The organism is Actinopolyspora alba (genome assembly GCF_900112765.1).
Taxonomy (GTDB): Bacteria; Actinomycetota; Actinomycetes; order Mycobacteriales; family Pseudonocardiaceae; genus Actinopolyspora; species Actinopolyspora alba.
In genome coordinates, this window is record NZ_FOMZ01000001.1 from 150,204 (window position 1) to 173,465 (window position 23,262).

A 23,262-nucleotide genomic window follows, 5' to 3' on the forward strand; every position below is an offset into this window, starting at 1 on the left:
GGCGCCGGAGCCGAACCGGCGCCGTGCCTCACGCATCGTTCATCCGGTACCCGTGGCCGCGCACCGTCTCCACCAGTTCTCCCGCACCGACCGCGTCGAGCTTGCGCCGCAGATAACCGACGTAGACCTCCACCACGTTGCGGGTGACCTCCTGGTCGTTGCCCCACACCGCCTGCAGCAGGTCCTCCTTGGTCAGCACCGTGCCCGGACGACTCGCCAACGCCACCAGCAGTTTGTACTCCCTGGGGGACAACGCGATCGGATCACCGGCCCAGCTGACCTTGCGTCCGGAGCGGTCGATCTCCAGTTCACCGACCCTGAGGCTGTCCTGCCTGGCGGGGGTGTCACCTCTGCGAACGAGCGCCCGCACCTGCGCGGTCAGCACCACGAACGAGAACGGTTTGACCACGTACCCGTCGGCTCCCAGATCCAGCCCGTCGGCCTGGTCGAACTCACCGTCCTTGGCCGAGACCAGCAGCACCGGTGTGTGTATCCCGCGATGCCGTAACCGCTCCAGCACCCGGTAGCCGGACAGGCCGGGAAGCAGCACGTCCAGCAGAATGACGTCGAACGATCCCGTCGCGCCCAGCCGGAGTGCTTCGTGCCCCTCCGCGCAGACGGTGACCTCCATACCTTCGGCGGACAAGCCGCGACGCAACGCGGTCCGGACACCCGCTTCGTCGTCGACCACCAGTACCCGGACGGGAGTGTTCTCATGGTTCACGACTCTCAGCATGCCCGCGACACCATCGACAACGCATCGCACGCCCGGTTTCCATCGCGGTGGACGGCACGGTCCATCATTAACGGGTCGTCGGCGTCCGCCCCGCCCGCCGGGGCGCGGATGCCCGCACACGAGCCCGAACGAAAGCCCCGGCCGTATTCTCAGGATCATCTCAGCGGGACGGGTGCAAGGTGGGTGTCGACCACAAGGAATTCGAAGGGACTCGGATGAGACGCAGGAACATCGCGCTTACCGCCTCGGCCGGAGTCGCCGCCGGAGCGCTCGGACTCACCTCGATGACGCTTCCCGCCGGCGCGCAGAGCCCCCAGCTTCCCCAGGTGTCCGCCGATGAGCTGGTCGCTTCGGTGATGGAGTCGGATCCACCGGCACTCGCGGGCAGGATCACCGTGCACAACGAGCTCGGGTTACCCGCTCTCCCCGGAGCGGGCGAGGCGGGCGAGCTGCTCTCGGGCGGCGACAAGTCGATGCGGGTCTGGTACGACGGTCAGCAGCGGCAACGGATCTCGATGTCCAACGGTAGCGGCGAGACCACCGTGGTCGACGACGGCAACACGGTGTGGAAGTGGGACTCCGCCGAGCGCACCGTGGTCAAGTACTCCCACGGGGAGTCCTCCCAGGGGGAGTCCGGGACGAAACGTCCAGACGCGGGCACTCCGGCGGCCCCCTCGGAGATCGCTCAGCCCTCGGAGATCGCCCAGCGGCTCGTCGGCAAACTGCGGGACACCAGCACCGTGCAGGTGGACGGTACCGCGAGCGTCGCGGGGCGGGACGCCTACGAGCTGGTGCTGACGCCGAAACCGAACGAGCGCACCAAGCTGCGGGAGGTCAGGATCGCCGTGGGAGCCGAGAGTCGGATCCCGCTGCGGGTGGAGGTCAACACCAACGGTTCGAGCGATCCCGCGCTGCGGGCCGGGTTCTCCGAACTGAGCACGGGCGAGCAGGACGCGGAGCTGTTCCAGTTCACCCCGCCGGAGGACGCGAAGGTACGCACGCCCGAAAAACCCGAGGAGCGGAGTTCCGCTCCCTCCCGGCAGGGGAGCTCCGACTCCGGCGACGACAACCGTCCCAGGACCGAGGGAACCGGCTGGGACACGGTGGTGCTGAGCCGGTTGCCGGAGAACGCGATGCGTTCGTCGGCCGGTGACGATGAACAGTCCGCACCCGGTGCGGCCGAAGCCGGGGGAACCGGTGTTCGCGCCATGGCCGAGCGCATGGGATCGCCGGTCAGCGGATCGTGGGGCCACGGCTGGGTGATCAACACCTCGGTCGGCTCGGCGGTACTGACCTCCGACGGCCGGGTGGCCGCGGGAGCGGTTCCGCAGCAGGTACTGATCGAGGCACTGCGGGACTCCTGATGACAGGACCCGCTGACACCGCCGAGGCGGGGGCCACGAGCGCCCCCGTCTCCGGGCGGGACGAACCGGAACCCGCACTGCGCACCAGCTCGCTACGCAAGACCTACGGCGGGACAGTGGCGGTCGCCGATGTGGACCTGTGGGTACCGCGCGGTGCGGTGGTCGGCATGCTCGGCCCGAACGGATCGGGCAAGACCACCACGATCCGGATGCTGCTGGGGCTGACCGAGCCGTCCTCCGGATCGGTCGAACTGCTCGGACACCGCATGCCGGACCAGAGCGGTCGTGCACTGCCTTCGGTGGGAGCCCTGGTGGAAGGACCGGGGTTTCACCCCTTCATGTCGGGTAGGCGGAACCTGCTCCGCTGTGCCGCCATGGAGCCCGCGCTGTACGGCTCGGACATCGCCACGGCGGTGCGGCAGGCACTGGAGCGAGTGGGCCTCGTCGAGGCCGCGGAGCGCAAGTACCGCTCCTACTCGCTGGGCATGAAGCAGCGGCTCGGGCTGGCAGCCGCGCTGCTCGTGCCGCGCGACCTCGTGGTGCTCGACGAACCCACGAACGGTCTGGATCCGGCCGGCACCAGGGAAATACGTCGAATCATCGCGGAGCTGCACGCGAACGGGACAACGGTGGTGGTCTCCTCACACCTGCTGTCCGAGGTGGAGGCGACCTGCACCCACGCGGCCGTGCTGCAGGCGGGTTCGCTGATCGCCCAGGGCGAGTTGGCGACCCTGCTGGAGTCCGGCGGCCCCAATCTGCTGCTCCGGGTCTCCGACAACGACTCGGGGCTGGAAGCGCTGCGGCAGAGCGGCATACCGGCTCGCGTGGAGCTGGGAGAGCTACGAGTGGAACTGTCCGAAACGGACGCACCCGAAGTCGTCGCGGCACTGGTGCACGCCGGGATCGGGGTGCACGAGGCACGCCGGGACCGTGCCGGCCTGGAGGAGATCTTCGCTCGACTCACCGAGGGGGAGTCATGACGGGAACGGCCTCACGAGTCGAGCTGCCGTCCGGCGTCCGGCAGCGTGCTTCGGCGCCGTTCGGGCGAGTGGTGGGCTCCGAGCTGAGTTGGATACTGCACCGGCCGCGCAATCTGCTCGCGCTGCTCGGGCTGGCGGTGATCCCCGTCCTGATCGGAACGGTGCTCGCCATAACCGGAGGCCCTTCAGGCGGAACGGGACTGTTCTCGGCGGTCGCGGGCAACGGGCTGGTCCTTCCGGTGCTGGCCCTGATGCTGACGCAGAACCTGCTGCTGCCGTTGATCACCGCGATGGTGGCCGCCGACGGACTGGCGGGCGAAGCGGCCAACGGCACGCTGCGCGGACTGCTGCTGGCACCGGTCGGCAGGGTACGGCTGGTGGTGGTCAAAGCGCTGGGCGTGCTGCTGATGGTGGTGCTCGCCGTCGGGGTCGTCGCGTTGAGCGGAGTGCTGACCGGACTGCTGATCGTCGGAAGCGACGGTCTGGTCACCCTGTCCGGCACCACTCTCCCGCTGGGGGAAGCACTGGGCAGGGTCGCACTGGCGACGGGTTGGTGCGCGGTACAGATGGCCGCGGTCGGCGCGGTCGCGCTGGCGATATCCGCGACGACCGAGCACTCGCTGCTGGTGCTGATCGCCACGGTGGGGGGTTTGATCGTGTTCGGGGTGCTGGAGGCCATCCCGGCCCTGGAGTGGCTCAAGCCGATCTTCATAACCGCCGACTGGTACTCCATCAGCGATGTGCTGAGCGATCCGATCCGCTGGAACGATCTGGTGGACGGGCTGTGGCGCGCCGGTTGCTACATGCTGGTGGGCTTTTCGGCGGCGGTCGCACGGATGGCCACCAAGGACACCTGATCGCTCGAACCGGACGAGCTGCGAGTTCCACCACGACCGTCCATCGGTCGTTGCAGTGTTCCGGATGACCTCGCCGAAAGCCACCGAGGACGCACGACCGCCCCGGTCGAAGGTTACGAACGGGGCGGTCTCGGGATGACCCGTCTCACCTCCAGGAGTCAGCTCGCGAAGCAGTAGGCGCTACCACCGAAGTTCCAGCAGTCCACCCCTCGCGTCGCGGAATCCGAGTGGCCATTGCCGTCGATCACGGTCAACTCGACGATGTAGCTGTCGGTCGCGGCCGGATAGGCGTGGTCCGTCGTCACTCCACTGCCGCTGTCCCCGTCACCGAAGCTCCAGCCGTACTCGACGATGTCGCCGTCCGGATCGGTGCTCTCGCCCGCGTCGAACGAGCATTCATCGTAGTCGCAGTTGACGATGAACGAGGCCGAGGGCGGCTCACCGGAACCGGGCGGTGTCCCGACGTCGACCGTCTTCGTCACCTCGTCGGTGTTGCCCGCGTCATCGGTGACCGTGAGTGTCACCCGATACTCACCGGCCTCGGCGTAACTGTGCGAGGGGCGCACGCCGGTTCCGGTGGCACCGTCACCGAAGGTCCACTCGTAGGAGCGCACCGAACCGTCCGGGTCCCTCGTCGCCGAGGCGTCGAAGGAGCAGAAGGCTTCGGAGTCGGAGCATTCAGCCGAGAACCGGGCCGTGGGAACGCCGTTCCCACCGCCGCAGTACTTCTCCCCCTCGCCGATGGCGCTGTAAGGGCAGTCGGAGTAGTCGAGCAGCGACAACACTGCCTCACGATTGCGTTCGGTCTCGCGATCGATCACCTCGTCCGGTGGGTAGAAGCCGGGACTGCTGGATTCCGGATACATCTCGAAGGTGAACGAGAAGATCCCCTGCTCGGCCCACATCCAGTCGTTGACCGAACCGTCGGTGATGTAGAGATCACTGGACTGCTGCGGCGTGTAGTCGTTCGTCGCCGCCAGCTCCTCACCGATCGTCACGAACGTCTCGTGCGCGTCCCGCGACATGTCCGAACCGGTGTCGTCATAGGTGTAGCCCATCGGCCACAGCACCAGCTCACTGTAGGTGTGGAAGTCGATGTGGGCCTCGATTTGTTGCTCACCGTCGACCACGCGACCGCGCACGAAGTCTGCCACCGCGCTGACTTCGGGAGCGGATTCGGGGCTCGGGCCCCGGTATGTGCTGCTGCTCGGATTCCCCGAGGAGCCTCCGCAGCAGCCCCACTGATAGGCCCAGTTCCGGTTCAGATCGGTACCGACGGCACCCTCGTTCGGCTGGCGGTTCTTGCGCCAGGAACGGTACCGACTGCCGTCGATATCGTATTCGACACCGTCCGGATTGACCATGGGCAGAATCCAGACCTCCCTGGAATCCACCAGCTCGGTGACGCGGCTGTCCGAACCGTAGGACTCGGTGAGCATATCGGCGATGTAGAGCGCCATCTCGGGAGTGAGATGCTCGCGAGCGTGCTGGTTCGCGGTGAAGAGCACTTCGGGTTCGTTCTCGTCGGTCTCGGCGTCGTCGCTGATCTTGATTCCCGGAATGTCCCGGCCCTCGTAGGTCTGCCCCACCGTGAAGCGGTCGGACAGATCCGGGTGTTCGGAGGCGATCCGGTCCAGTTCGGCCACGATCTCGCCGTAGTCGTGGTATCCGGAGTCCTCCGAGGGGAAGTCCTGGGTTCGAGCGAGTCGCTCGGTTTCGAATCCGAGTCGCCGGACCGAGCTCAGTTCACTCGGTAAAGCGGTGATGGTGACCGTGTGCTTGTCGACGCCCTCGATGGAGGAGCCCGTACGGGCGATACTGGTGCGTTCTTCCTTGGTGTCCACACCGAGCACGCGGTAGATGTCCGACGTCGGCGCGTTTCCGAAGGGGGAACCGGGTCCGGACTCCGTCGCCACGGCCGTGCCGCTCGGGTTCGGAACATCAGCGGCTCGCTGGTCCGCTTGCGAGACGGCGGGGGTCAGCAGGGCGAGGCCGATACCGGCGGCCACTATTCTTTTGATCATCGAGTTCTCCCGTATACGGTTGAACAGGTGGTCGGGTGGTACCGCGCGGCGGCACCACCCGACCCGTCCCCGGATGCGACCGGCACCGGGGTGTCATCGGTGAGCGGCGTCAGCCCGCGAAGCAGTAGGCGCTGCCGCTGAAGTTCCAGCAGTCCACCTCTCGCGTGGCCGAATCGGAGTTGTCCTTGCTGTCGGTCACGGTCAGCTCGACGGTGTAGGAGCCGTTGGCGGCGGGGAAAGCGTGGTCGACCTTCGCGCCGGTGGCGGTTTCGCCGTCACCGAAGTTCCAGGCGTATCCGGTGATGTCGCCGTCGGCATCGGTGCTTTCACTCGCGTCGAAAGCGCACTCGCTCCATCCGCAGTTCACGGTGAAGGACGCGCTGGGGGCACGGCCCTCGCCGGGATCGGGATCCGGCTCGCCTCCGCCGTCGCTCAGATAGGAGACGTTGAGCAGTCTGTTCGGCGAACCCTGCCCGATGCCGGTGAGTCGGCCGGCGGACGCGTTGTTCACCAGCGCGTCGCTGACCTGCCGAGGTGTCGCGTTCGGATTCTCCCCGAGATGCAGGGCGGCGGCACCCGCGACGTGCGGCGAGGCCATCGACGTGCCGTTCTTGGACTCCGTGGCGGAGTCGCCCGAATTCGACGCGGAGGTGATGTCGGTTCCGGGGGCGAAGATGTCCAGGCAGCTACCGTAATTGGATTCGGCGCCCGGGATCGCGGGCCACGTGGAGCGCTCGTCGCTGCCGTTGGAAGCTCCGACGGTGATCGCGTTCGGAGTCCGGGCAGGTGTCACGTCGCAAGCGTCCTTTCCGGAGTTGCCTGCCGCCACGGCAACCGTCACTCCCGATTCCACGGCTCCAGCGACCGCGTCGTCCACCGACTCGTTCGGGCTGCCGCCGATGCTCATATTGGCCACGGCGGGCCCGTCCGCGTTCTCGGCGACCCAGTCGATACCGGAGATGACCTGCGACCAGGCTCCCCGGCCGTCACAGCCGAGAACCCGAACCCCGACCAGCGTCGTCTCCTTCGCCATGCCGTAGGTCTCGCCGCCGACAGTGCCCGCCACGTGGGTTCCGTGCCCGTTGCAGTCCCCGGCATCGGGGTCGTCGTCGACGAAGTCGTACCCGCTTCGGGCACGGTCCTCGAACTCGTCGTGGCTGGTTCGCACACCGGTATCGATGATGTAGCTCGTGACACCGCTGCCCGCGCTCGTCGGGTAGGAGTAGGTGTCGTCGAGCGGCAGTTCCGACTGGTCGCTACGGTCGAGTCCCCACGTGGGATTGTTCTGGTTGTCCATCGTGTGGACGGCGGAGTCCTGCTCGACGTAGGCGACGCCGGGCTCACCGGCGAGATCACGCGCCTGCTGCTCGCTCATCCGCGCCGAGAAACCGTTCAGCGCCGTGTCGTACGTCGCCAGCAACTGTCCGCGGTGTTCGTCGGAAAGCGAGCGTGCCCTGGCGCCGACCGACCGCGTCCCGGCTCCGTCCTCGAATACGACGATGTAGTTCTCCGAGATGGCAGCGGGGTCGTCGAGACCTCGGATCTGGCCGTCCGCCGCGGACTGTTGAGCGACAGCGGTGCCACCCGCCGCGAATGCGGCCACGGCAGTGGCTCCTGACAACGCGCACGCCCCCGCGGTGCGTCTCAGGGACCGACGGTGTTCCTTCATCGGGTGCTCCAATAGCCATCGATCTGGTGTGCGATACGGCGCGGCAACCGATTAACGCTTACTCAGTGCCACGCGATAGATCACTCTTGGAGGTGAAACCGCTAGGAACAATCCGGGGACTACTACGTACCGATACGTATTTAAGGCGAGAATTCCGGTACGGACATCAATCTAAAGTGGGTTACCTTCACACGATGGTGTGGCTATGGTTGATGACACACTTCATGCACCGTTCGGCGTAGTCACCGGAGGCTGTATGGCGAACGCGGTACGTTCTTCCGCTGGGCACACTTCTCACCACGCGACGGTGCGCACGACCTCACCGGTACTGGTCGGCCGAACGGCGGAACTGAACACGCTGCTCGATTACGCGACCGACTCACCCTCGGCGATTTTCGTGGAAGGTGAAGCGGGTATCGGAAAGACCCGCATCGTGCACGAACTGATCGAGCACCCCCGACTGGCGGGAAAACGATTCCTGACCGCGCACTGCCAACCCATGCGCGAACCGTTCCCCTACGGTGTCCTACTGGACGCGCTGCGCGCGGCGGGCAACCGAATCACCCCAGTCACCGAGCTGAGTCCGGTGACGGGGGTACTGCGGAGCTACCTTCCGGAACTGGCCGGGATACTGCCACCGGCCCCGGAACAACTCCACGACACACGTGCCGAACGGCACCGTCTCTTCCGTGCGGTTCGCGAGTTGCTCGACGCGTTCGGTCACACCGTGCTGATCGTCGAGGACCTGCACTGGGCCGACGAGGACTCGCGCGATCTGCTCCGCTTCCTGCTGGCCGAACTGCCGAGTCACTTCACGCTGCTGGTCACCTATCGGCGCGAGGAAGTAGCGGGCGGCATGCCGCTCGGTCCCGCCTGCCGTTCATCCGCTTCGGACAAAACCGCCACGGTCGTCGTCGGACCGCTCGACGTGTCCGGCGTGCAGCGGCTGACCGCCGCCATCCTCGGTGACTGCTTCGTCTCACCCGACTTCGCCGCACGGCTCCACGAGCGAACCGCGGGCATCCCGTTCGTGCTGGAGGAAACACTACGGGCCCTGCGTGATCCGGCGGGAGCGGTGCGAACGGACGGCGTTCGGGCACGCCGCCTGCTGGAGGAGGCCGAGGTACCCGCGCTGCTCCGCGAAGCCGCGCTGGAGCGGCTGTCCCGACTCTCGGACTCCGCCAGACGTACCACCCAGACAGCCGCCGTACTGGGAATCCCGGCCTCGACGCGGCTGCTCGGTGATATGACGGCGTTTTCCGCTGAAAACGTACGTGCCGCCCTGACCGAAGCGATCGAAGCCGGAATCCTGTTCGAATGCGGTCGAGCGCGCTACGGGTTCCGACACGCGTTGGCACGCCAGGCCGTGTACTGGACGTTACCCGGTCCCGATCGGGAGCGGCTGCACGCGCGCGCGGCGATCGAGCTCGCTCGTACCGTCCCACAACCGCTGGTGCGGCTCGCCGAGCACAGTCGATACGCGGGCGCACACGAGGACTGGCTGTACTACGCCGAAGCCGCCTCCGACCAGGCGGGTGAAGTCGGTGACGCGGCCACGGCGACGAGCTCGCTACAGGCGCTGCTCGACGAAGCCGACCTCGCCCCGTCGGACGTGGGCAGGCTCGCGGGCAAACTGAGCCGAGTGGCCTACACCGGACTCAATCAGCACGAGGTCACGGCGGCGTTGGAGCGGCTGCTCTCCGACTCTCGCCTGCCCGCCTCGGTACGCGGTGAGGTACGGCTGGCACTGGGGCTGCTGCTCAGCAGACAGTCCGGTGGACTCGAATCCGGCCGCACCGCGATCACCAACGCTATCGACGAGCTGACCGGACGCCCCCAACTGCGGGTGAAGGCGATGTCGGTGCTCGCGCAGCCCTACATCGGTGCCGTCGCACTCGGCGAACATCGGGCTTGGATGAGTGAAGTCGACAGGGCCGTCGAGGACGAGCCCGATGCGTCGTTTCGACTGAGCATGCTCGCCAACAACGCGCCGGCCCAACTCATGATCGGAGAGCCCTCGGCGTGGCGGGCGATCGAACGGCTGCCCACGAGCACGGACACCTCACACGAACAACGCGATCTCGCTAGGGCACACTGCAACATCGCGGATTCCTGTTCCTGGGTCGGCCACTTCGAAACGGCGCGAGGTTATCTGAACAGCGGGATCCGCTTGGCCAACGACTGCGGAGCACCGTTCATAGTCAGTACGGCACGCGCGACACGAGCACATCTGGACTGGGTGACCGGCCATTGGCACGGCCTGGCCGAACGCGCGGCGACGTTGCACGAGGAGTACCGCGACCTGCTACCCGTGGCCAGCGAACTCTCGCTGATCATGGGGTGCCTGGCCGTGGCGACCGGACAGTGGCAGCGTGCCGAACGACATCTGCGTGACACCGGTATGGACGATCCCAACAACGCCTACGCCCCCGTGGTCGTCAACGCCTATGCGGCCACGTTACGTATGCTGTCGGCGCAGCGGGAGCACGACAGAGCCGCGGAGATCGCGGATATCGGTATCCGACTGGTGCGCCGCAAGGAGGCGTGGGTTTGGGCCGCCGAACTGGTCCCCGGAGCCGTCGCGGCTCAGCTGCGGGTCGGACGCGTGGCGGCGGCCGAGCGGGTGGCCGAAACGTTCGACACGGCGGTGGCCGGCCTCGACGCTCCGGCCGCGAGGGCCGCGCGTCCGATGTGCCGTGGTCTGCTGGCGGCTCGGTGCGGGGACGAACGAGCAGGTCGGTTGTTGGAAGAGGCACGTGATCGTGCTGTCAATCTACCCGCGCCGTACTTCGCCGCGCTCGCGGCGGAGCGATTGTGCCGATGGCGCGTCGAACGTGCCCGAACTGACCGGGACAGGACCACGGAATCGGCGGACGGCTGTGCGGATCCCGCGGCGTTCGGAGCGTTGGCCGAGGAGTTCGACGCGCTCGGGGCCACCCACGACGCCGCCCGCTGCCGGTACGCGTTGCGGGAGCACGGTGTCACGCAGTCCTCGCGGCGCGGCAGACGGGGATACGGCGAGCAGCTGTCGCCTCGGGAAGAAGAGGTGTGTCGATTCGTCCGGGACGGAAACACCAACCGCGAGATCGCGCGGGTCATGTTCCTTTCGACACGCACGGTCGAGCAGCACGTCGCCAACGTGCTGCGCAAGCTCAAGCTCGCTTCCCGCGAGCAACTTCGACACCGCTCACCGGAACACCGCCGAGTGTGACTCCTCCGCCTCGCCGTTCTTCCCGGCGGATCGGGTGGCCGGTGTCAAGCGATCGGTTTCCGCGGCGGTACGGAACGAGCACCGGTCTTTCCCATCAGGAGCGCCGAGATGGGCGGCTGTCGTGGCGGTCGAGGTGACAGCCAACAGGGCCTCGGGGGAACGGTCGCCGACGGGGACCGTTCGATTGGTTCGATCGGCTGATGGACATCACCCGATAGAACACGAGCATCGCTCGGATGGCCGTAGCAACGCACTACTCCGAATTGCCAACCTGCTCCTCGGCATTCCGCAGTCGACAGAGTAGGCGGACCGATGGTCGCTTTCACCTACCCGGAGTTCTACCTGCCCCACCCCGCCCGGCTGAATCCGCACCTGGAACGTTCCCGAAGGCACAGCGCCGAGTGGGCGGAGCGGATGGGCATGTTGGAAGCTCCCAAACCGGGAGGTGGTGTGATCTGGGACCGGCAGGCGCTGGAGAAGATGGACTACGCGCTGATGTGCGCCTACACCCACCCCGACTGTGACGGACCGATGCTGGATCTGATCACCGACTGGTACGTGTGGGTGTTCTTCTTCGACGACGACTTCCTCGAGCAGTTCAAGTACTCCCGGGACCCGCGCGGCGCACAGCGGTACCTGGACCGGCTGGACCTGTTCATGCCCGAGGATGACCAGCAGGCACCGGAACCCGCCAACGCCGCTGAGGCGGGTCTGCACGATCTCTGGCAGCGCACCGCACCGTCGATGTCGAGCGGTTGGCGCAGGCGGTTCACCCGCAGCACCCACAATCTGATGGTCGAGTCGATGTGGGAACTGGACAACATAACCCGCGGCAGGATCGCGAATCCGATCGAGTACATGCAGATGCGGCGCAGGGTGGGTGGCGCGCCGTGGTCGGCCAACCTGGTGGAGTGCGCCGTCAAGGCGGAACTACCGGACCACATCACCGCTCTTCGCCCGATCGAGGTGCTGTCCGACAGCTTCTCGGACGCGGTGCACCTGCGCAACGACCTGTTCTCCTACCAGCGGGAGGTCGCCGAGGAAGGCGAGAATTCCAACGCGGTGCTGGTGTTCGAACGATTCCTCGACTGCTCCACGCAGCAGGCGGCCGAGCTGGTCAACGACCTGCTGACCTCTCGGCTGCAGCGTTTCGAGAACGCGGCGCTGCACGACGTTCCCGCGCTGTTCGCCGACAACGGTCTTCCCCCCGACGAGCAGGCCAGAGTGGCGGCCTACGTCAAAGGACTGCAGGACTGGCAGTCCGGCGGCCACGAATGGCACGCCACGTCCAGCCGCTACACCAACGAACAGCTCGAACCCCGGGGCAACCCGGTGCTGGGGGTGCTGGGAGGCCCGAACGGGCTGGGAACCTCGGCGAGCAGGCTCCACACGTCCACCGCGACGATCGGGGTGGCGCACCGCTCACGGCAGCACTCCCACCAACCGTTCGAGCGAGTGGGACCGCTTCCCCTCCCCGAGCTGGACGTGCCCTACGCCTTCCGCACCAGTCGACACATCGACACGGCACGCGCCTACGCGATCGACTGGGCACGCCGTATGGGAATGTTCGACTCGGTGCCCGGGGTGGAACTCGGCGGCGTCTGGGACGAAGAGCGTTTCGTGAATCTGGACCTGCCGCACTGCGCCTCGATGATCCACGCCGACGCGGAGTTGGACCAGCTCAAGCTGTCCTCGGACTGGTTGGCCTGGGGAACCTACGGTGACGACTACTACCCGCTGGTGTTCGGGACCACCCGCAACCTGACGGCAGCCAAGCAACAGGACGCGCGGCTCCCGGACTTCATGCCGCTGGACATGAGCGGCACACCGGAACCGAGCAACCCGGTCGAACGCGGCCTGGCCGACCTGTGGCAGCGCACCGCCACACCGCTGTCCCCCGCCGCCCGTGGCGAGTTCCGCGAGGCAGTGCTGGACATGACGTCCAGTTGGGTCTGGGAACTGGACAACCAGACGGCCAACCGGATACCGGACCCGGTGGACTACATCGAGATGCGTCGTAGAACGTTCGGCTCGGACATGACCATGAGTCTGTCGCGGCTCTCGGCGGCGAACTCGGTCCCGCCGGAGATCTACCGCACCCGCACGCTGCGGGAGCTGGACACCGCCGCACAGGACTTCGCCTGCTTCGTCAACGATCTGTTCTCCTACCAGAAGGAGATCGAGTTCGAGGGCGAACTGCACAACATGGTGCTGGTGGTGCGTAACTTCCTGGGAGTCGACCAGCAACGGGCACGCGATGTCGTGGGAGAGCTGGCCAACTCCAGGATGGCCCAGTTCCAGCACATCATCGCCAACGAGCTGCCCGGGCTGTACGAGCAGTTCGATCTGGACGAGGACGTGCGGCGCCGGCTGGAACGTCACGTGGCGGAGCTGCAGGACTGGATGTCGGGCATCCTGGAGTGGCATCGCCGCTGTGTGCGCTACACCGAGGCCGAACTGCGGCGTGTCGCGAACCCCTTCGGTTTCAGCTTCGGGCCCACCGGCCTGGGGACCTCCGCCGCCCGGATCGCCTGAGCGGGAGCTCTCACCGGTCGTGCCCACTCGAAGTCGGGGCTCCCGCGACGAGGATCCGCGAAAGGTTCCGTCGGACGAGCACCTGCGAAAACCCGGTCGACGGAGTCGCGCTACGAGTCGACGATCAGGGCCGTCCCGTTCGGTTCGAGCGTGAGCGTCACCTCGTCGTCGACGTGGGGAACGTCGTCGAGCGAGGTGACGGCTTCCAGCCAGTCGAACCCGGGCGCGTCCGGGAGGGTCACCGTCAAGCGCACGTGGTCGTGCCGATGGACCCGTTCCCGCACCACAGCACGCGATCGCCCGACCGGGGTGCCTTCGCGAGCGGGAGCGGCCCGCAGTCCCGCCGAACGTAGTCCGATTCGGACTGTCCCCACGGGGCAGTCCGGTGGGCGGGGCAGCGTACCGAGCTCACAACGGATCGTCTCCTCATCGGCGAGACCGGACAGAACGATGCCGCAGCCCAGGAACCGCGCCACCTCCTCGGTGGCGGGCCGGTGCCAGAGGCGCCACGGGGTATCGAGCTGTTCGATCCGCCCCGCCGCGAGTACCGCTATCCGGTCGGCGAGTGTGAAGGCCTCGTCGTGGTCGTGGGTCACCAGCACGCCGGTCATCCGATTCCGATCGAGCACCCGTGCCAGATCCACGGCCAGCCGCTCCCGCAGAATCCGGTCCAGCCCGGAGAGCGGTTCGTCGAGCAACAGCAACCGGGGCTCGGCCGCCAGCGCCCGAGCCAGCGCGACCCGTTGCGCCTGCCCTCCGGACAACTCGGTGACTCGTCGATCCTGATAACCGGCCAGCCCGACCAGTTCGAGAAGTCGAGCCACCGTCTCGCGGCGCTCGCGTCTGCCGACCGATCGCATCCGCAGCGCGAAGTCCACATTGCCCGCCACGTCGCGGTGCCCGAAGAGCTGGCCGTCCTGGAAGACCATGCCGAAACCGCGGCGGTGCACCGGCACCCCGGACAGCTCGACACCGTCGAAGGCGATCCGTCCTCCCGAAGGACGCTCCAGCCCGGCCACGCTCCGCAGCAGGGTGGTCTTGCCGCAACCGGAGGGCCCCAGCACTGCCAGCACCTCACCGCGTGGCACGTGAAGGTCCACACCGGACAGTGCCGTGGTGCCGCCGTAGCGCACCGTCAGCTCTTCCAGCCGCAGGCCGTCGTCCGGCTCACGGCGGTTCTCCGGAACCGCCGTTGTTTCCCGGGACCCGAGTACGGAGCGCATCAGAACTCCCCCGACGAATCGGAACGCAGGGTTTCGATGACCAGCACCGCGCAGGCGGTGACCAGCATCAGCAATGCACAGGCCGCGTAGGCCATCTGAGTGTTCAGCTCTCCGGGACGACTGAGCAGCGTGCTGATCGCCACCGGAAGTGTCGGCGCCTCCGGACGGGCCAGGAAACCGGTTGCGCCGAACTCGCCCAGTGCGACGACGAAACCGAATCCCGCGGCGGTGACCACCGCCCGCCCTGCCAGCGGCAGGTCCACCTCGCGACGGATCCGCCACGGTCCGGCCCCCAGCGTCGCGGCGGCAGCACGCACCCGCCGATCCACCGAGCGCAGGACCGGCAGTATCGTCCTGATCACCAGTGGCGTGATCACCAGGGCCTGGGCGAACGGCACCAGCAGCGGCGAGGTCCGCAGATCGCCTGGCAGCACGTGCAGCGTGACGAGGTAGCCGAACCCGACCGTGACGGCGGAGACTCCCAGCGGGAGCATCAGGGCGGCGTCCATGAGTTCCGCCGCCCACCGGCTGCGCAGACTCGTCAGCACCAGGCAGGCGAGCACACCGAGCAGCAACGACATCCACGTCGCGTCGGTGGCGGTGCGCAGCGAGTTCCACGCGGCCTGCCACCCCGACACGTCCAGCACTCCCCCCGTGCCGGACAACGCCCGATAGCCGGCCAGACTCCAACCACCGCGCGCGTTCACCGAACGCACGAGCAGGGCGACGATCGGAGCGGCCAGAGCTCCGAGCACGACGACCGCGCAGCCCACCGGTACCCACTCGCCACCGATAGGGCGTCGTAGGGCGGCTCGTGACCGGCGCAGCGCGAGCACGTTCTCCCTGCGTCCGCGAGCGAACGCGGCGACGGCTAGCGCGGCCAGCACCGCCGCGAACTGCAGCAGCGACAGCGCGGCCGCGCCGGACAGGTCGAGCAGCCGCACGGTGCGCAGGTAGATCTCCGTTTCCAGCGTCCGGTACCGCCCGCCACCCAGTACCAGCACCACGCCGAAGCTGGTGGAGCAGAACAGGAAGACCACCGCCGCGGCCGACCACAGTGCGGGGCGCAACGCGGGTAGCGTCACGGTGCGGAAGGCCCGGAGAGGTCCCGCCCCGAGGCTGCGGGCCGCGTCGGTCGCTCTCGGGTCGAGCTGGGTCCACAGGCCGCTGACGGTCCGGGCGACCACGGCGACGTTGAAGAACGCGTTGGCGAGCACGATCGCCCACGCGTTCGGCTCGGCGGTGCCGAGCAGAGCGCGAAAGGCCATTCCCACCACCAGGGTGGGGAGTACGAACGGGACGGTGATCAGGGCGCGCAGCAGGGCCTTCCCCGGCACGGGCACCCGCGCGAGCAGGTAGGCCAGCGGCATCCCGGCCACGATCGCCAGGACGGTGGAGGCCGCAGCCTGGCCGAGCGTGAAGGCGACGATCCGCCAGGTTTCCGGAGCGGTCAGTACCGCACCGAGGCCCGAGCCCAGTCCGAGGCGCAGGATCGCCACCACCGGCCACGCGAAGAAGACGCCGAGAAACCCCAGCACCAGCGCGGCGCCCACGGTGATGAACACGGCGTGTCCGCGTGGTCGCGGACCGGAAACCGCGGTGCCGTCGGCCCCGGCCTTGTTCTTCGCCGTCCCGTTCGCCGGGGCCTCGCCGGCCGTCACCGGTTCGTCAGGGACCGCCACTGGCGTATCCACTCGGCGCGGTCGCGCTCCACCCGCTCCGGCCGCATCTCGGTGGGGTCGGACGGCCGCGGGGCGACGCCCTGCCAACTCTCCGGCAGCTCAACCCCCATGAGCACCGGATAGACGTACATCTGCTCGGGCATCCGGCGCTGGAACTTCCACGAGAGCAGGAAGTCCATCAGCTCCCGCGCTCCCTTGGGGTTCGTGGCCCCGTCTATGACACCGGCGTACTCGATCTGGCGGTAGCACGTGTCCAGCAGTGCCTTGGTGCGCGGTTGTCCGTTCCGGCCGACTTCGGCGGCGGGTGAGGAGGCGTAGGACAGCACGATCGGACGGGACCCACCGCCGGACGAGCCGGAGAAGTCCTGCTTGTAGGCCTGCTGCCAGCCCGAGGAGATGCGAACGTCGTTGTCCAGCAGTTCTCGCCAGTAGTTCTGCCATCCCTGCTCACCGAACGTGGACACGGTGTTGAGCAGGAAAGCCAGACCGGGCGAGGAGGTCGCCGGATCGGGAACCGCGAACAGGCCCGCGTAGCGCGGCTCGGCCAGATCCGCGAGTTCGGCGGGCGGTTCGAGGTCGTGCTGTTCGAACCAGCGCAGATCGATGTTGACGCAGACGTCGCCCGCGTCGACGGGTGTCGGGCTGTCGTTGGCGCCGTGGCCGTACTCGATCGGGATGTGGCCCGCCCCCTCGGGGCGGTAGGAGGCGAACACCCCGTTGTCGACGGCGCGCGAGAGGTACGTGGAGTCGACACCGAAGGCGACGTCGCCGATCGGGGCGTCCTTGGTGAGCACCAGCTCGTTGGTGAGTTCGCCCGCGTCTCCCTTGCGCAGGATTCGGAGGCGGTAGCCGGACTCCTGCTGGAACCTCTTCCGTAACTCATCACTGATCACGAACGAATCGTGCGTGACCAGCGTCACGGTGGGGGCCTGCGAGTCACGGCCGGTGCCCATGAGTGAGCACCCGGCCACCAGTAATGTGACTGCCACTGCCAGCGTGGCACGCGTTCGACGTGCGGTACTGCGTCTCAACGATCCTCCCGTGGTCACACCACGAGTGCGACACCGAGCTGATCGCACGCCTCCCTGCGCCGGCATTACCCGGGTTCAGGTAGGACGGTCGAGGACCCCGTGTCCTCCTCTCAGCCCAGCGCACTGGACTCCCGTGGCGAACCGGAAGTCTACTGCATCGCACTATCCCGACCGAGACCCGAGAGCGATTCACTCCGGTTGGGCCTCGTTGGCCCGCTCCTACCGGCGACGCACCTCGCGGAGGCTCCCCAGGAGAATCGCACCGCTACTCGTCCGTGGCCAGCTCGGCCGCCTCGTGGGCACATCCCCAGGAGACCGCCACCCCATCGCCGCCGTGGCCGTAGTTGTGCACGATGCGGGCGCCTTCGTAGTGCTCCACCTTGAGCCGTACGCTCTCGCTCCTGGGGCGCAGGCCGACGATCTCCTCCCGGACGGGCGCGTCGCGCAGCTCGGGTCGGATCTCGGCACAGCGACGCAGGATTCCCGCCGTGACCTCCCCGTCCGGAACGCGGTCCCAGGCGTACGGCACCGCGACACCGCCGAGCACCAGCCGGTCGCCGTGCGGCATGTAACTGGCCCACCGGCCGCTCTCGGAGAGCTCGACGAAGTACTCCGCGATCCCCGGGTTCTCCACGACGACGTGTTGCCCGAGCACGGGCAGCACACCGGCGTCACCGACCAGCTCACGTGCTCCCACCCCGGTGCAGTTGACCACGATCCGGCTCTCCCCCGCGGCGTCCGAGAGGCTCGGCACCTGGCTGCGGAGCAGCTCACCACCCGCCTCGCGGAACCGCCGGGTGAGGTAGTCCAGATAGCGGGGCATGTCGATCAGCGGGAGCGTGGCCCGCGCGCCTGCCGTGAACCCGTGCGGCAGTTCGCCCGGCTCGCAGGCACGAAGATCCGTCATCAGCCGGGTCTCCTCGGGCCGCTTCGCGGCGATCGGCTCCCGACTGGCCACCGTGCCGAGGGCCAGGTGAACTCCCGTACCCGGCTCGTTCGCCAGTTCCAGGAACCGACCGTGGGAGCGGCGCGCCCAGGCGACGGTGCGGTCACGGGGAGCCAACGAGATCGGTCCCCATATCGCCCCGGCCACCGCCGAGGTGGTCTCGCCGGGGTACTCCGTGGTTCTGATACGCACGCGACAACCGCGTTCGGCGAGCAACACGGCCGTGGTTAACCCGGAAACGCCGGCACCGATGACCAGAACCCTCGGCGATCGACCACTCATTGGCTGACGATAGCACCGGGCGAGTCGTCGGGACACCTTCTTCGCGGGCACGGATACCGACGCTCGCCCGCCGGACGCGCACCCGAGAAGTGACCGCGACGTGGTTCGCCCCGCTCAGCGGGAGTCAGCGTGCGGCCCCGAGCCCGACCGCGTCCCACTCCCCGCCGAGTGCGGGCGCCAGCCCCGATACCGCGACGGCGTGGAACTCGGCTCCCCGCAGTCGCCCGGCTCCCTCGGGCAGCGCCCCGAGCAGTGGAACGCCGGTCACGGCGGGAAGGTCGGCCGCGTTGCAGCGCGCCGCGAGATCGGGATCACTCGGTCGGCTTCCGATCACGAGCCCGGGGCAGTCCAACCCACGGTGGCGCAGTTCCCGGACGGTCAGCGCGCTCGCGTTCAACGCGCCCAGTCCCGCCGGGCACACCACCAGCACCGGCGCGGCCAGTGAACCCGCCGCGTCGGCGAGCGTGCCGCCGTAATCGTCGTAGGGCACCAGCAGCCCACCGGCCCCCTCCACCAGCACGAGATCGTGCGAGGCGGCCAACCGAGCGACCGCCGCGACGATCCGCTCCGGCGTGACCGGCGAGGCCCCCTCGCGTCGCGCCGCCACGGCGGGTGCCAACGGGTCGCGGTGGCGCGCGAGTTCCAAAGTGGTGACACCGCCCGTCGTTCGCTCGACCCCACCGGTCATTCGCCCGATCGCGGCGGTATCACCCTCGTCGTCGCCCACGGTTCCGGTCTGCGCGGGTTTGAGCACCGCCACCGAGCCGGAGGCGGTGGCGGCCAACGCGGCGGTGACCACGGTCTTGCCGACCCCGGTGCCGGTACCGGTCACGAAAAGCGTCCTGCCCACCGTGCTCACCCCGCTGCCGCAGCCGCGCGAACGGCCTCGGTCACCGTGGCCAGGTCCTCGGGACCGATCACGTAGGGCGGCATGGTGTAGATCAGGTCGCGGAACGGACGCAGCCACACCCCGTGCTCGACCGCGGCACGGCTCGCGGCGGTGGTGTCCACCTCGTGATCGAGCTGTACGACACCGATCGCTCCGAGCACTCGCACATCAAGCACCCCGGGCAGCTCCCGCACCGGGGACAGCCCGTCCCGCAGCCCGGACTCGATCGCGCCGATCTCGGTGCGCCAGTCCTTCTCCAGCAGCGTCCGCAACGAGGCGCAGGCCACCGCGGCGGCGAGGGGATTACCCATGAAGGTGGGCCCGTGCGCCAGCACGGGCACCGAGCCCCGCGCTATCCCCTCGGCGACTCGGGTGGTGCACAACGTCGCGGCCATACTGAGGTAACCACCGGTGAGCGCCTTTCCCACGCACATCACGTCCGGCGCGACCCCGGAGTGGTCGGCGGCGAACAGCTCGCCCGTACGTCCGAAGCCGGTGGCGATCTCGTCGAAGACGAGCAGCACCTCGTAACGGTCGGCCAGCTCGCGCAGCGCGCGCGGGTACTCGGGCGAGTGGAACCGCATGCCGCCCGCGCCCTGCACGATCGGTTCGACCACGACGGCGGCCAGTTCCTCGTGGTGGCGCCGCAGCAGCTCCTCGAAGTGCTCGAGGTAGTCGCGCTCGACCTCGGCATCGAACCCGGCGGGTGGAGCCGCGGCGAAGAGCTGCTCGGGCAGCGCACCGCGCCACAGGTGGTGCATCCCGCCTTCCGGGTCACACACCGACATCGGATGCCAGGTGTCGCCGTGATAGCCGCCGCGCCAGGTGAGCAACCGTCGTTTCCCGGCCCGCCCCCGACCGCGCCAGTACTGCAGACACATCTTGACCGCCACCTCGATCGCCACCGAGCCGGAGTCGGCCGGGAAGACGTGCCGCAGCGGGTCGGGGGTGATCTCGACGAGGCTCGCGGCGAGCCGCACGGCGGGTTCGTGGGTGAGGCCGCCGAACATCACGTGACCCACGCGGTCGAGCTGCCGCCGAACCGCCTCGTCGAGGTCGGGGTGGCGGTAGCCGTGGATCGCCGCCCACCAGGAGGACATGCCGTCGATGAGTTCCCGCTGCCCGTACCGCTCGGAGCGGGTGCGCAGCCTCACCCCCTGGGCGTCGGTCACGGTCAGCGGCTCCGGGGCGGCGGGCATCTCCGAATAGGGGTGCCAGACGTGATTTTTGTCCAGTTGGGACAGTTCTTCCGGCGACAGCGGTGTGTCCGACAGGGCTCTGAGCACACCGGAATGCTGCCGCGCCACCGGACGGAACCCCATTCGCGGCGGGAACAAATCCCCGGCACCGCGGTTGTACGTCCCGGCCACTGGTCACCGGCTCGCCACTCCCACAGGCTCTGACGACATGGCCCCTCGGACCACCACCCCCGACGAGCCGGATCCGGAAACGGTGTTCGACCGACTGGACCGGGAAGCCGAACGCCGCGACCGCGCGGGGCTGACCAGGAGACCACCGACGAGATCGGCGGCGGAGAGCACACTGGACCTCGCGGGCAACGACTATCTCGGGCTGGCGACCCACCGCGCGGTCACCGGAGCGGCCGCGGACGCCGCACGACTGTGGGGAGCGGGCTCGACCGGTTCCCGCCTGGTCACCGGCACAACCGAGTCGCACGCCAAGCTGGAGACCGAACTCGCGGAGTTCTACGGGACGGAATCGGCGCTGGTTTTCTCCTCGGGATACACCGCCAACCTGGCGATGATCACAGCGCTGGCCGATGAGCGTTCGGTGCTCGTCTCCGACCGCCACAACCACGCCTCGCTCATCGACGGGTGCAGACTCTCCCGAGCCGGGGTGCGCATCGTGGACCACACCGATCCCGACGCGGCGGCGAGCGAGCTCTCCCGGTACCCGGGGGCCGGGCTGCTGCTGACCGAGTCGGTGTTCTCCGTGGACGGTGACACCGCACCGCTGCGGGATGCGCTGCGGGTCTGCCGCGTGAACGGCGCGGCGCTGCTGGTCGACGACGCGCACGGCCTCGGCGTGCTCGGTGAGGGCGGGGCGGGCGCGCTGACCGAGTTCGGCATGCGCGCCGCTCCGGACGTGGTGAGCACGGTGACCCTGTCCAAGTCGCTGGGAGCGCAGGGCGGGGCGGTGCTGGGGCCGCACCGCGTGATCGAGCACCTCAGGCAGACGGCCCGCACGTTCGTTTTCGATACCGGCCTGGCCCCGCCGGCTGTGGCGGCGGCAGCGGCGGCGTTGGGGGTGCTGCGGGAGCAGCCGGGACGTGGCGCACGGGTGCGCGAGGTGGCCGAAGGACTGCACCGGGAACTGGTGCGACGCGGCGTGCCCGCCACACGGCCCGGGGCCGCGGTACTGGGTATTCCCGTGGGCGGGGCGAACACCGCCGTGGCGTGGGCCGCGGCATGCCTGCGCCGGGGCGTACGAGTGGGGTGCTTCCGACCGCCCTCGGTCCCCGACGGTGACGCGCGGTTGCGGCTGACGGCGCGGGCCGACCTGGGCCCGGAACGACTCACCGAGGTGGCAGCCGTGATCGCCGAAACCGCTCCGGAAGGCATCGGGTGAGCCGGGTGTCGCCCGGTACGGCCACGAATCCGTCCACCTGAACCGACTCGAGCGGCCGGAATTCTTCCGGAACGGTTCGTCGCGGCGCTCGTCTCGGCGGGAGTGCCCCTCCGGCACGACAGCGCAGGAGGGGCACTCCCGAGGTCGTCACCGTCACCGGTTCCGCCACGGCGGATTTCCGCGGGAGATCCCGCCGATCGGTCCGGAAAGGTAGGGCGGGACTTCGATCAGGGCTTGCGGCCCACGGCCCCGACGATGCAGTTCGACACTTCCGGCTCCTGCTTGTAACGGGGGCCGTCCGGCCACCAGTCACAGCACCGCACCAGCCCCGGGTCGACCAGTTCCAGCCCCGAGAACATGCTCCGGATCTGTTGTTCGGTGCGGAACTTCCCACTTCCCATCGGACTGTGGGTGAATCGTTCGTCCATCCTGTTGGCCAACGCGGTGTAGTAGTCGTCGTCACGCGGATCGTAGAAGTGGCTCAGCACCACGAACGATCCCGAGGGCAACGCCTCGATGTACTCCCGCATGATGTCGCCGGGATCGCGTTCGCCGACGTAATGGTGCAGCGTTCCGACCTGGAGCAGTGCCAGCGGCTGGGAGAAGTCGATGTGGGCGTTGACCACCGGATCTTCCAGAATGGTTCGCGGTTGGAAGATGTCGGCCGGGCTGAAGTGGGTCTTCTCGTTCTCCTCCAGCAACGCACGGCCGTGGGCGAGCACCACCGGATCGTTGTCCACATAGACGACCCTGGCCTCGGGGTTGAGCCGCTGCGCCACTTGATGGGTGTTCTCGGCGGTCGGTAAGCCGGAGCCGCAGTCCAGGAACTGCGAGATGTCGGTCTGGCTGGCCAGGAAACGGATCGTCCGGATCAGGAACTCGCGGTTGTCCCAGGCCAGATCAGCCGCTTCCGGCGCTGCCTGCTTGACTCCCTCGAAGACTTGCCGATCGACTTCGTAGTTGTCCTTGCCACCGAGAAATGCGTCGTAGACCCTGGCGATACTCGCCTTGCTCGTATCGATGTGGACCGGAGTAGCGCTCTCCGGCGGGGATCCTGCTTCGGTCATCTCAACCTCGTGTCGGGGGTCGGGTTCAGGGTCGGACGGTGCACTCGGCGTAGGAGTGTCAGCGCATGCTGTAAATGCAAGCACAAGGAGGTAATCTCACGAAACCGTGCGGCAGAACTTCGATTGGCACGAATGCCGGATCGCCTTCCCCCCGAACGAGTTCACCGCCGACTACAG

General features: G+C 68.2%; 16 protein-coding genes and 1 riboswitch. Of the genes, 6 read left to right on the forward strand and 10 right to left on the reverse strand.

Features of this window, described 5'->3' with window-relative positions; all coding sequences use genetic code 11:
* Window positions 1-28: 28 nt before the first annotated feature.
* Window positions 29-736 (reverse strand): response regulator transcription factor, encoded by a 708-nt coding sequence (locus tag BM150_RS00670; RefSeq protein WP_092922194.1) that lies wholly within the window; start codon window positions 734-736, stop codon window positions 29-31.
* Window positions 737-951: 215 nt separating this feature from the next.
* On the opposite strand from BM150_RS00670, the gene BM150_RS00675 reads away from it, so the two are divergent.
* From BM150_RS00675 to BM150_RS00685, 3 genes are read left to right on the forward strand one after another with little or no spacing between them, the layout of a single operon-like run.
* The gene (locus BM150_RS00675) at window positions 952-2,100 is read left to right on the forward strand and encodes a LolA family protein (RefSeq protein ID WP_092923184.1); all 1,149 of its coding nucleotides are present in this window, start codon (window positions 952-954) and stop codon (window positions 2,098-2,100) included.
* On the forward strand, window positions 2,100-3,080 hold the full coding sequence (locus BM150_RS00680; protein WP_092922196.1) for an ABC transporter ATP-binding protein: 981 nt from the start codon (window positions 2,100-2,102) through the stop codon (window positions 3,078-3,080). The genes BM150_RS00675 and BM150_RS00680 overlap by 1 nt, the downstream gene beginning before the upstream one ends.
* Window positions 3,077-3,937 (forward strand): ABC transporter permease, encoded by an 861-nt coding sequence (locus BM150_RS00685; RefSeq protein WP_092922198.1) that lies wholly within the window; start codon window positions 3,077-3,079, stop codon window positions 3,935-3,937. Before BM150_RS00680 ends, BM150_RS00685 begins: the two co-directional genes overlap by 4 nt.
* A gap of 158 nt (window positions 3,938-4,095) precedes the next feature.
* On the opposite strand, the gene BM150_RS00690 is transcribed toward BM150_RS00685, so the two are convergent.
* The gene (locus BM150_RS00690) at window positions 4,096-5,961 is read right to left on the reverse strand and encodes a M14 family zinc carboxypeptidase (protein ID WP_092922200.1); all 1,866 of its coding nucleotides are present in this window, start codon (window positions 5,959-5,961) and stop codon (window positions 4,096-4,098) included.
* A 109-nt stretch (window positions 5,962-6,070) separates the two neighbouring features.
* Complete coding sequence (locus tag BM150_RS00695) at window positions 6,071-7,564, reverse strand: S8 family serine peptidase (RefSeq protein ID WP_245755178.1); 1,494 nt, start codon at window positions 7,562-7,564, stop codon at window positions 6,071-6,073.
* Between the two features lie 373 nt (window positions 7,565-7,937).
* Here BM150_RS00695 and BM150_RS00700 point away from each other — a divergent pair, with 373 nt between their 5' ends.
* The gene (locus BM150_RS00700; RefSeq protein ID WP_245755179.1) at window positions 7,938-10,841 is read left to right on the forward strand and encodes a helix-turn-helix transcriptional regulator; all 2,904 of its coding nucleotides are present in this window, start codon (window positions 7,938-7,940) and stop codon (window positions 10,839-10,841) included.
* A gap of 312 nt (window positions 10,842-11,153) precedes the next feature.
* The gene (locus BM150_RS00705; RefSeq protein WP_092922206.1) at window positions 11,154-13,376 is read left to right on the forward strand and encodes a terpene synthase family protein; all 2,223 of its coding nucleotides are present in this window, start codon (window positions 11,154-11,156) and stop codon (window positions 13,374-13,376) included.
* Window positions 13,377-13,486: 110 nt separating this feature from the next.
* Here BM150_RS00705 and BM150_RS00710 read toward each other — a convergent pair whose 3' ends face one another.
* From BM150_RS00710 to BM150_RS00735, 6 genes are all read right to left on the reverse strand, one after another.
* A complete protein-coding gene (locus BM150_RS00710) occupies window positions 13,487-14,599 on the reverse strand; it encodes an ABC transporter ATP-binding protein (RefSeq protein WP_092922209.1) in 1,113 nt (370 codons plus the stop codon).
* Window positions 14,599-16,164 carry an ABC transporter permease subunit gene (locus BM150_RS00715; RefSeq protein WP_092923191.1) on the reverse strand — a complete coding sequence of 522 codons (1,566 nt, stop codon included), beginning with the start codon at window positions 16,162-16,164 and terminating at the stop codon, window positions 14,599-14,601. Before BM150_RS00715 ends, BM150_RS00710 begins: the two co-directional genes overlap by 1 nt.
* A 92-nt stretch (window positions 16,165-16,256) precedes the next feature.
* Window positions 16,257-17,312, reverse strand: coding sequence for a thiamine ABC transporter substrate-binding protein (locus BM150_RS00720; RefSeq protein ID WP_217641280.1), 1,056 nt, complete (start codon window positions 17,310-17,312; stop codon window positions 16,257-16,259).
* A gap of 34 nt (window positions 17,313-17,346) precedes the next feature.
* A riboswitch (TPP riboswitch) is annotated at window positions 17,347-17,457 on the reverse strand.
* A 120-nt stretch (window positions 17,458-17,577) separates the two neighbouring features.
* Entirely contained in the window at window positions 17,578-18,540 is a 963-nt protein-coding gene (locus tag BM150_RS00725; protein WP_092922215.1) for an FAD-dependent oxidoreductase, read from the reverse strand.
* Between the two features lie 124 nt (window positions 18,541-18,664).
* A complete protein-coding gene (bioD, locus tag BM150_RS00730; RefSeq protein WP_217641281.1) occupies window positions 18,665-19,390 on the reverse strand; it encodes a dethiobiotin synthase in 726 nt (241 codons plus the stop codon).
* 5 nt (window positions 19,391-19,395) lie between these two features.
* A complete protein-coding gene (locus BM150_RS00735) occupies window positions 19,396-20,751 on the reverse strand; it encodes an adenosylmethionine--8-amino-7-oxononanoate transaminase (protein WP_092922221.1) in 1,356 nt (451 codons plus the stop codon).
* A gap of 85 nt (window positions 20,752-20,836) precedes the next feature.
* Here BM150_RS00735 and BM150_RS00740 point away from each other — a divergent pair, with 85 nt between their 5' ends.
* Window positions 20,837-22,018, forward strand: a complete 1,182-nt coding sequence (locus BM150_RS00740; RefSeq protein ID WP_092922224.1) for an 8-amino-7-oxononanoate synthase — start codon at window positions 20,837-20,839, stop codon at window positions 22,016-22,018.
* Window positions 22,019-22,245: 227 nt separating this feature from the next.
* Here BM150_RS00740 and BM150_RS00745 read toward each other — a convergent pair whose 3' ends face one another.
* Complete coding sequence (locus BM150_RS00745; protein WP_092922227.1) at window positions 22,246-23,085, reverse strand: SAM-dependent methyltransferase; 840 nt, start codon at window positions 23,083-23,085, stop codon at window positions 22,246-22,248.
* Between the last annotated feature and the right edge of the window lie 177 nt (window positions 23,086-23,262).

Bases quoted from the DNA above. Each gene is read 5' to 3' on its own strand.
- BM150_RS00670 (WP_092922194.1), bottom strand. From the start codon at position 736: ATGCTGAGAGTCGTGAACCATGAGAACACTCCCGTCCGGGTACTGGTG.
- BM150_RS00675 (WP_092923184.1), top strand. From the start codon at position 952: ATGAGACGCAGGAACATCGCGCTTACCGCCTCGGCCGGAGTCGCCGCC.
- BM150_RS00680 (WP_092922196.1), top strand. From the start codon at position 2,100: ATGACAGGACCCGCTGACACCGCCGAGGCGGGGGCCACGAGCGCCCCC.
- BM150_RS00685 (WP_092922198.1), top strand. From the start codon at position 3,077: ATGACGGGAACGGCCTCACGAGTCGAGCTGCCGTCCGGCGTCCGGCAG.
- BM150_RS00690 (WP_092922200.1), bottom strand. From the start codon at position 5,961: ATGATCAAAAGAATAGTGGCCGCCGGTATCGGCCTCGCCCTGCTGACC.
- BM150_RS00705 (WP_092922206.1), top strand. From the start codon at position 11,154: ATGGTCGCTTTCACCTACCCGGAGTTCTACCTGCCCCACCCCGCCCGG.
- BM150_RS00710 (WP_092922209.1), bottom strand. From the start codon at position 14,599: ATGCGCTCCGTACTCGGGTCCCGGGAAACAACGGCGGTTCCGGAGAAC.
- BM150_RS00725 (WP_092922215.1), bottom strand. From the start codon at position 18,540: ATGAGTGGTCGATCGCCGAGGGTTCTGGTCATCGGTGCCGGCGTTTCC.
- BM150_RS00735 (WP_092922221.1), bottom strand. From the start codon at position 20,751: ATGGGGTTCCGTCCGGTGGCGCGGCAGCATTCCGGTGTGCTCAGAGCC.
- BM150_RS00740 (WP_092922224.1), top strand. From the start codon at position 20,837: ATGGCCCCTCGGACCACCACCCCCGACGAGCCGGATCCGGAAACGGTG.
- BM150_RS00745 (WP_092922227.1), bottom strand. From the start codon at position 23,085: ATGACCGAAGCAGGATCCCCGCCGGAGAGCGCTACTCCGGTCCACATC.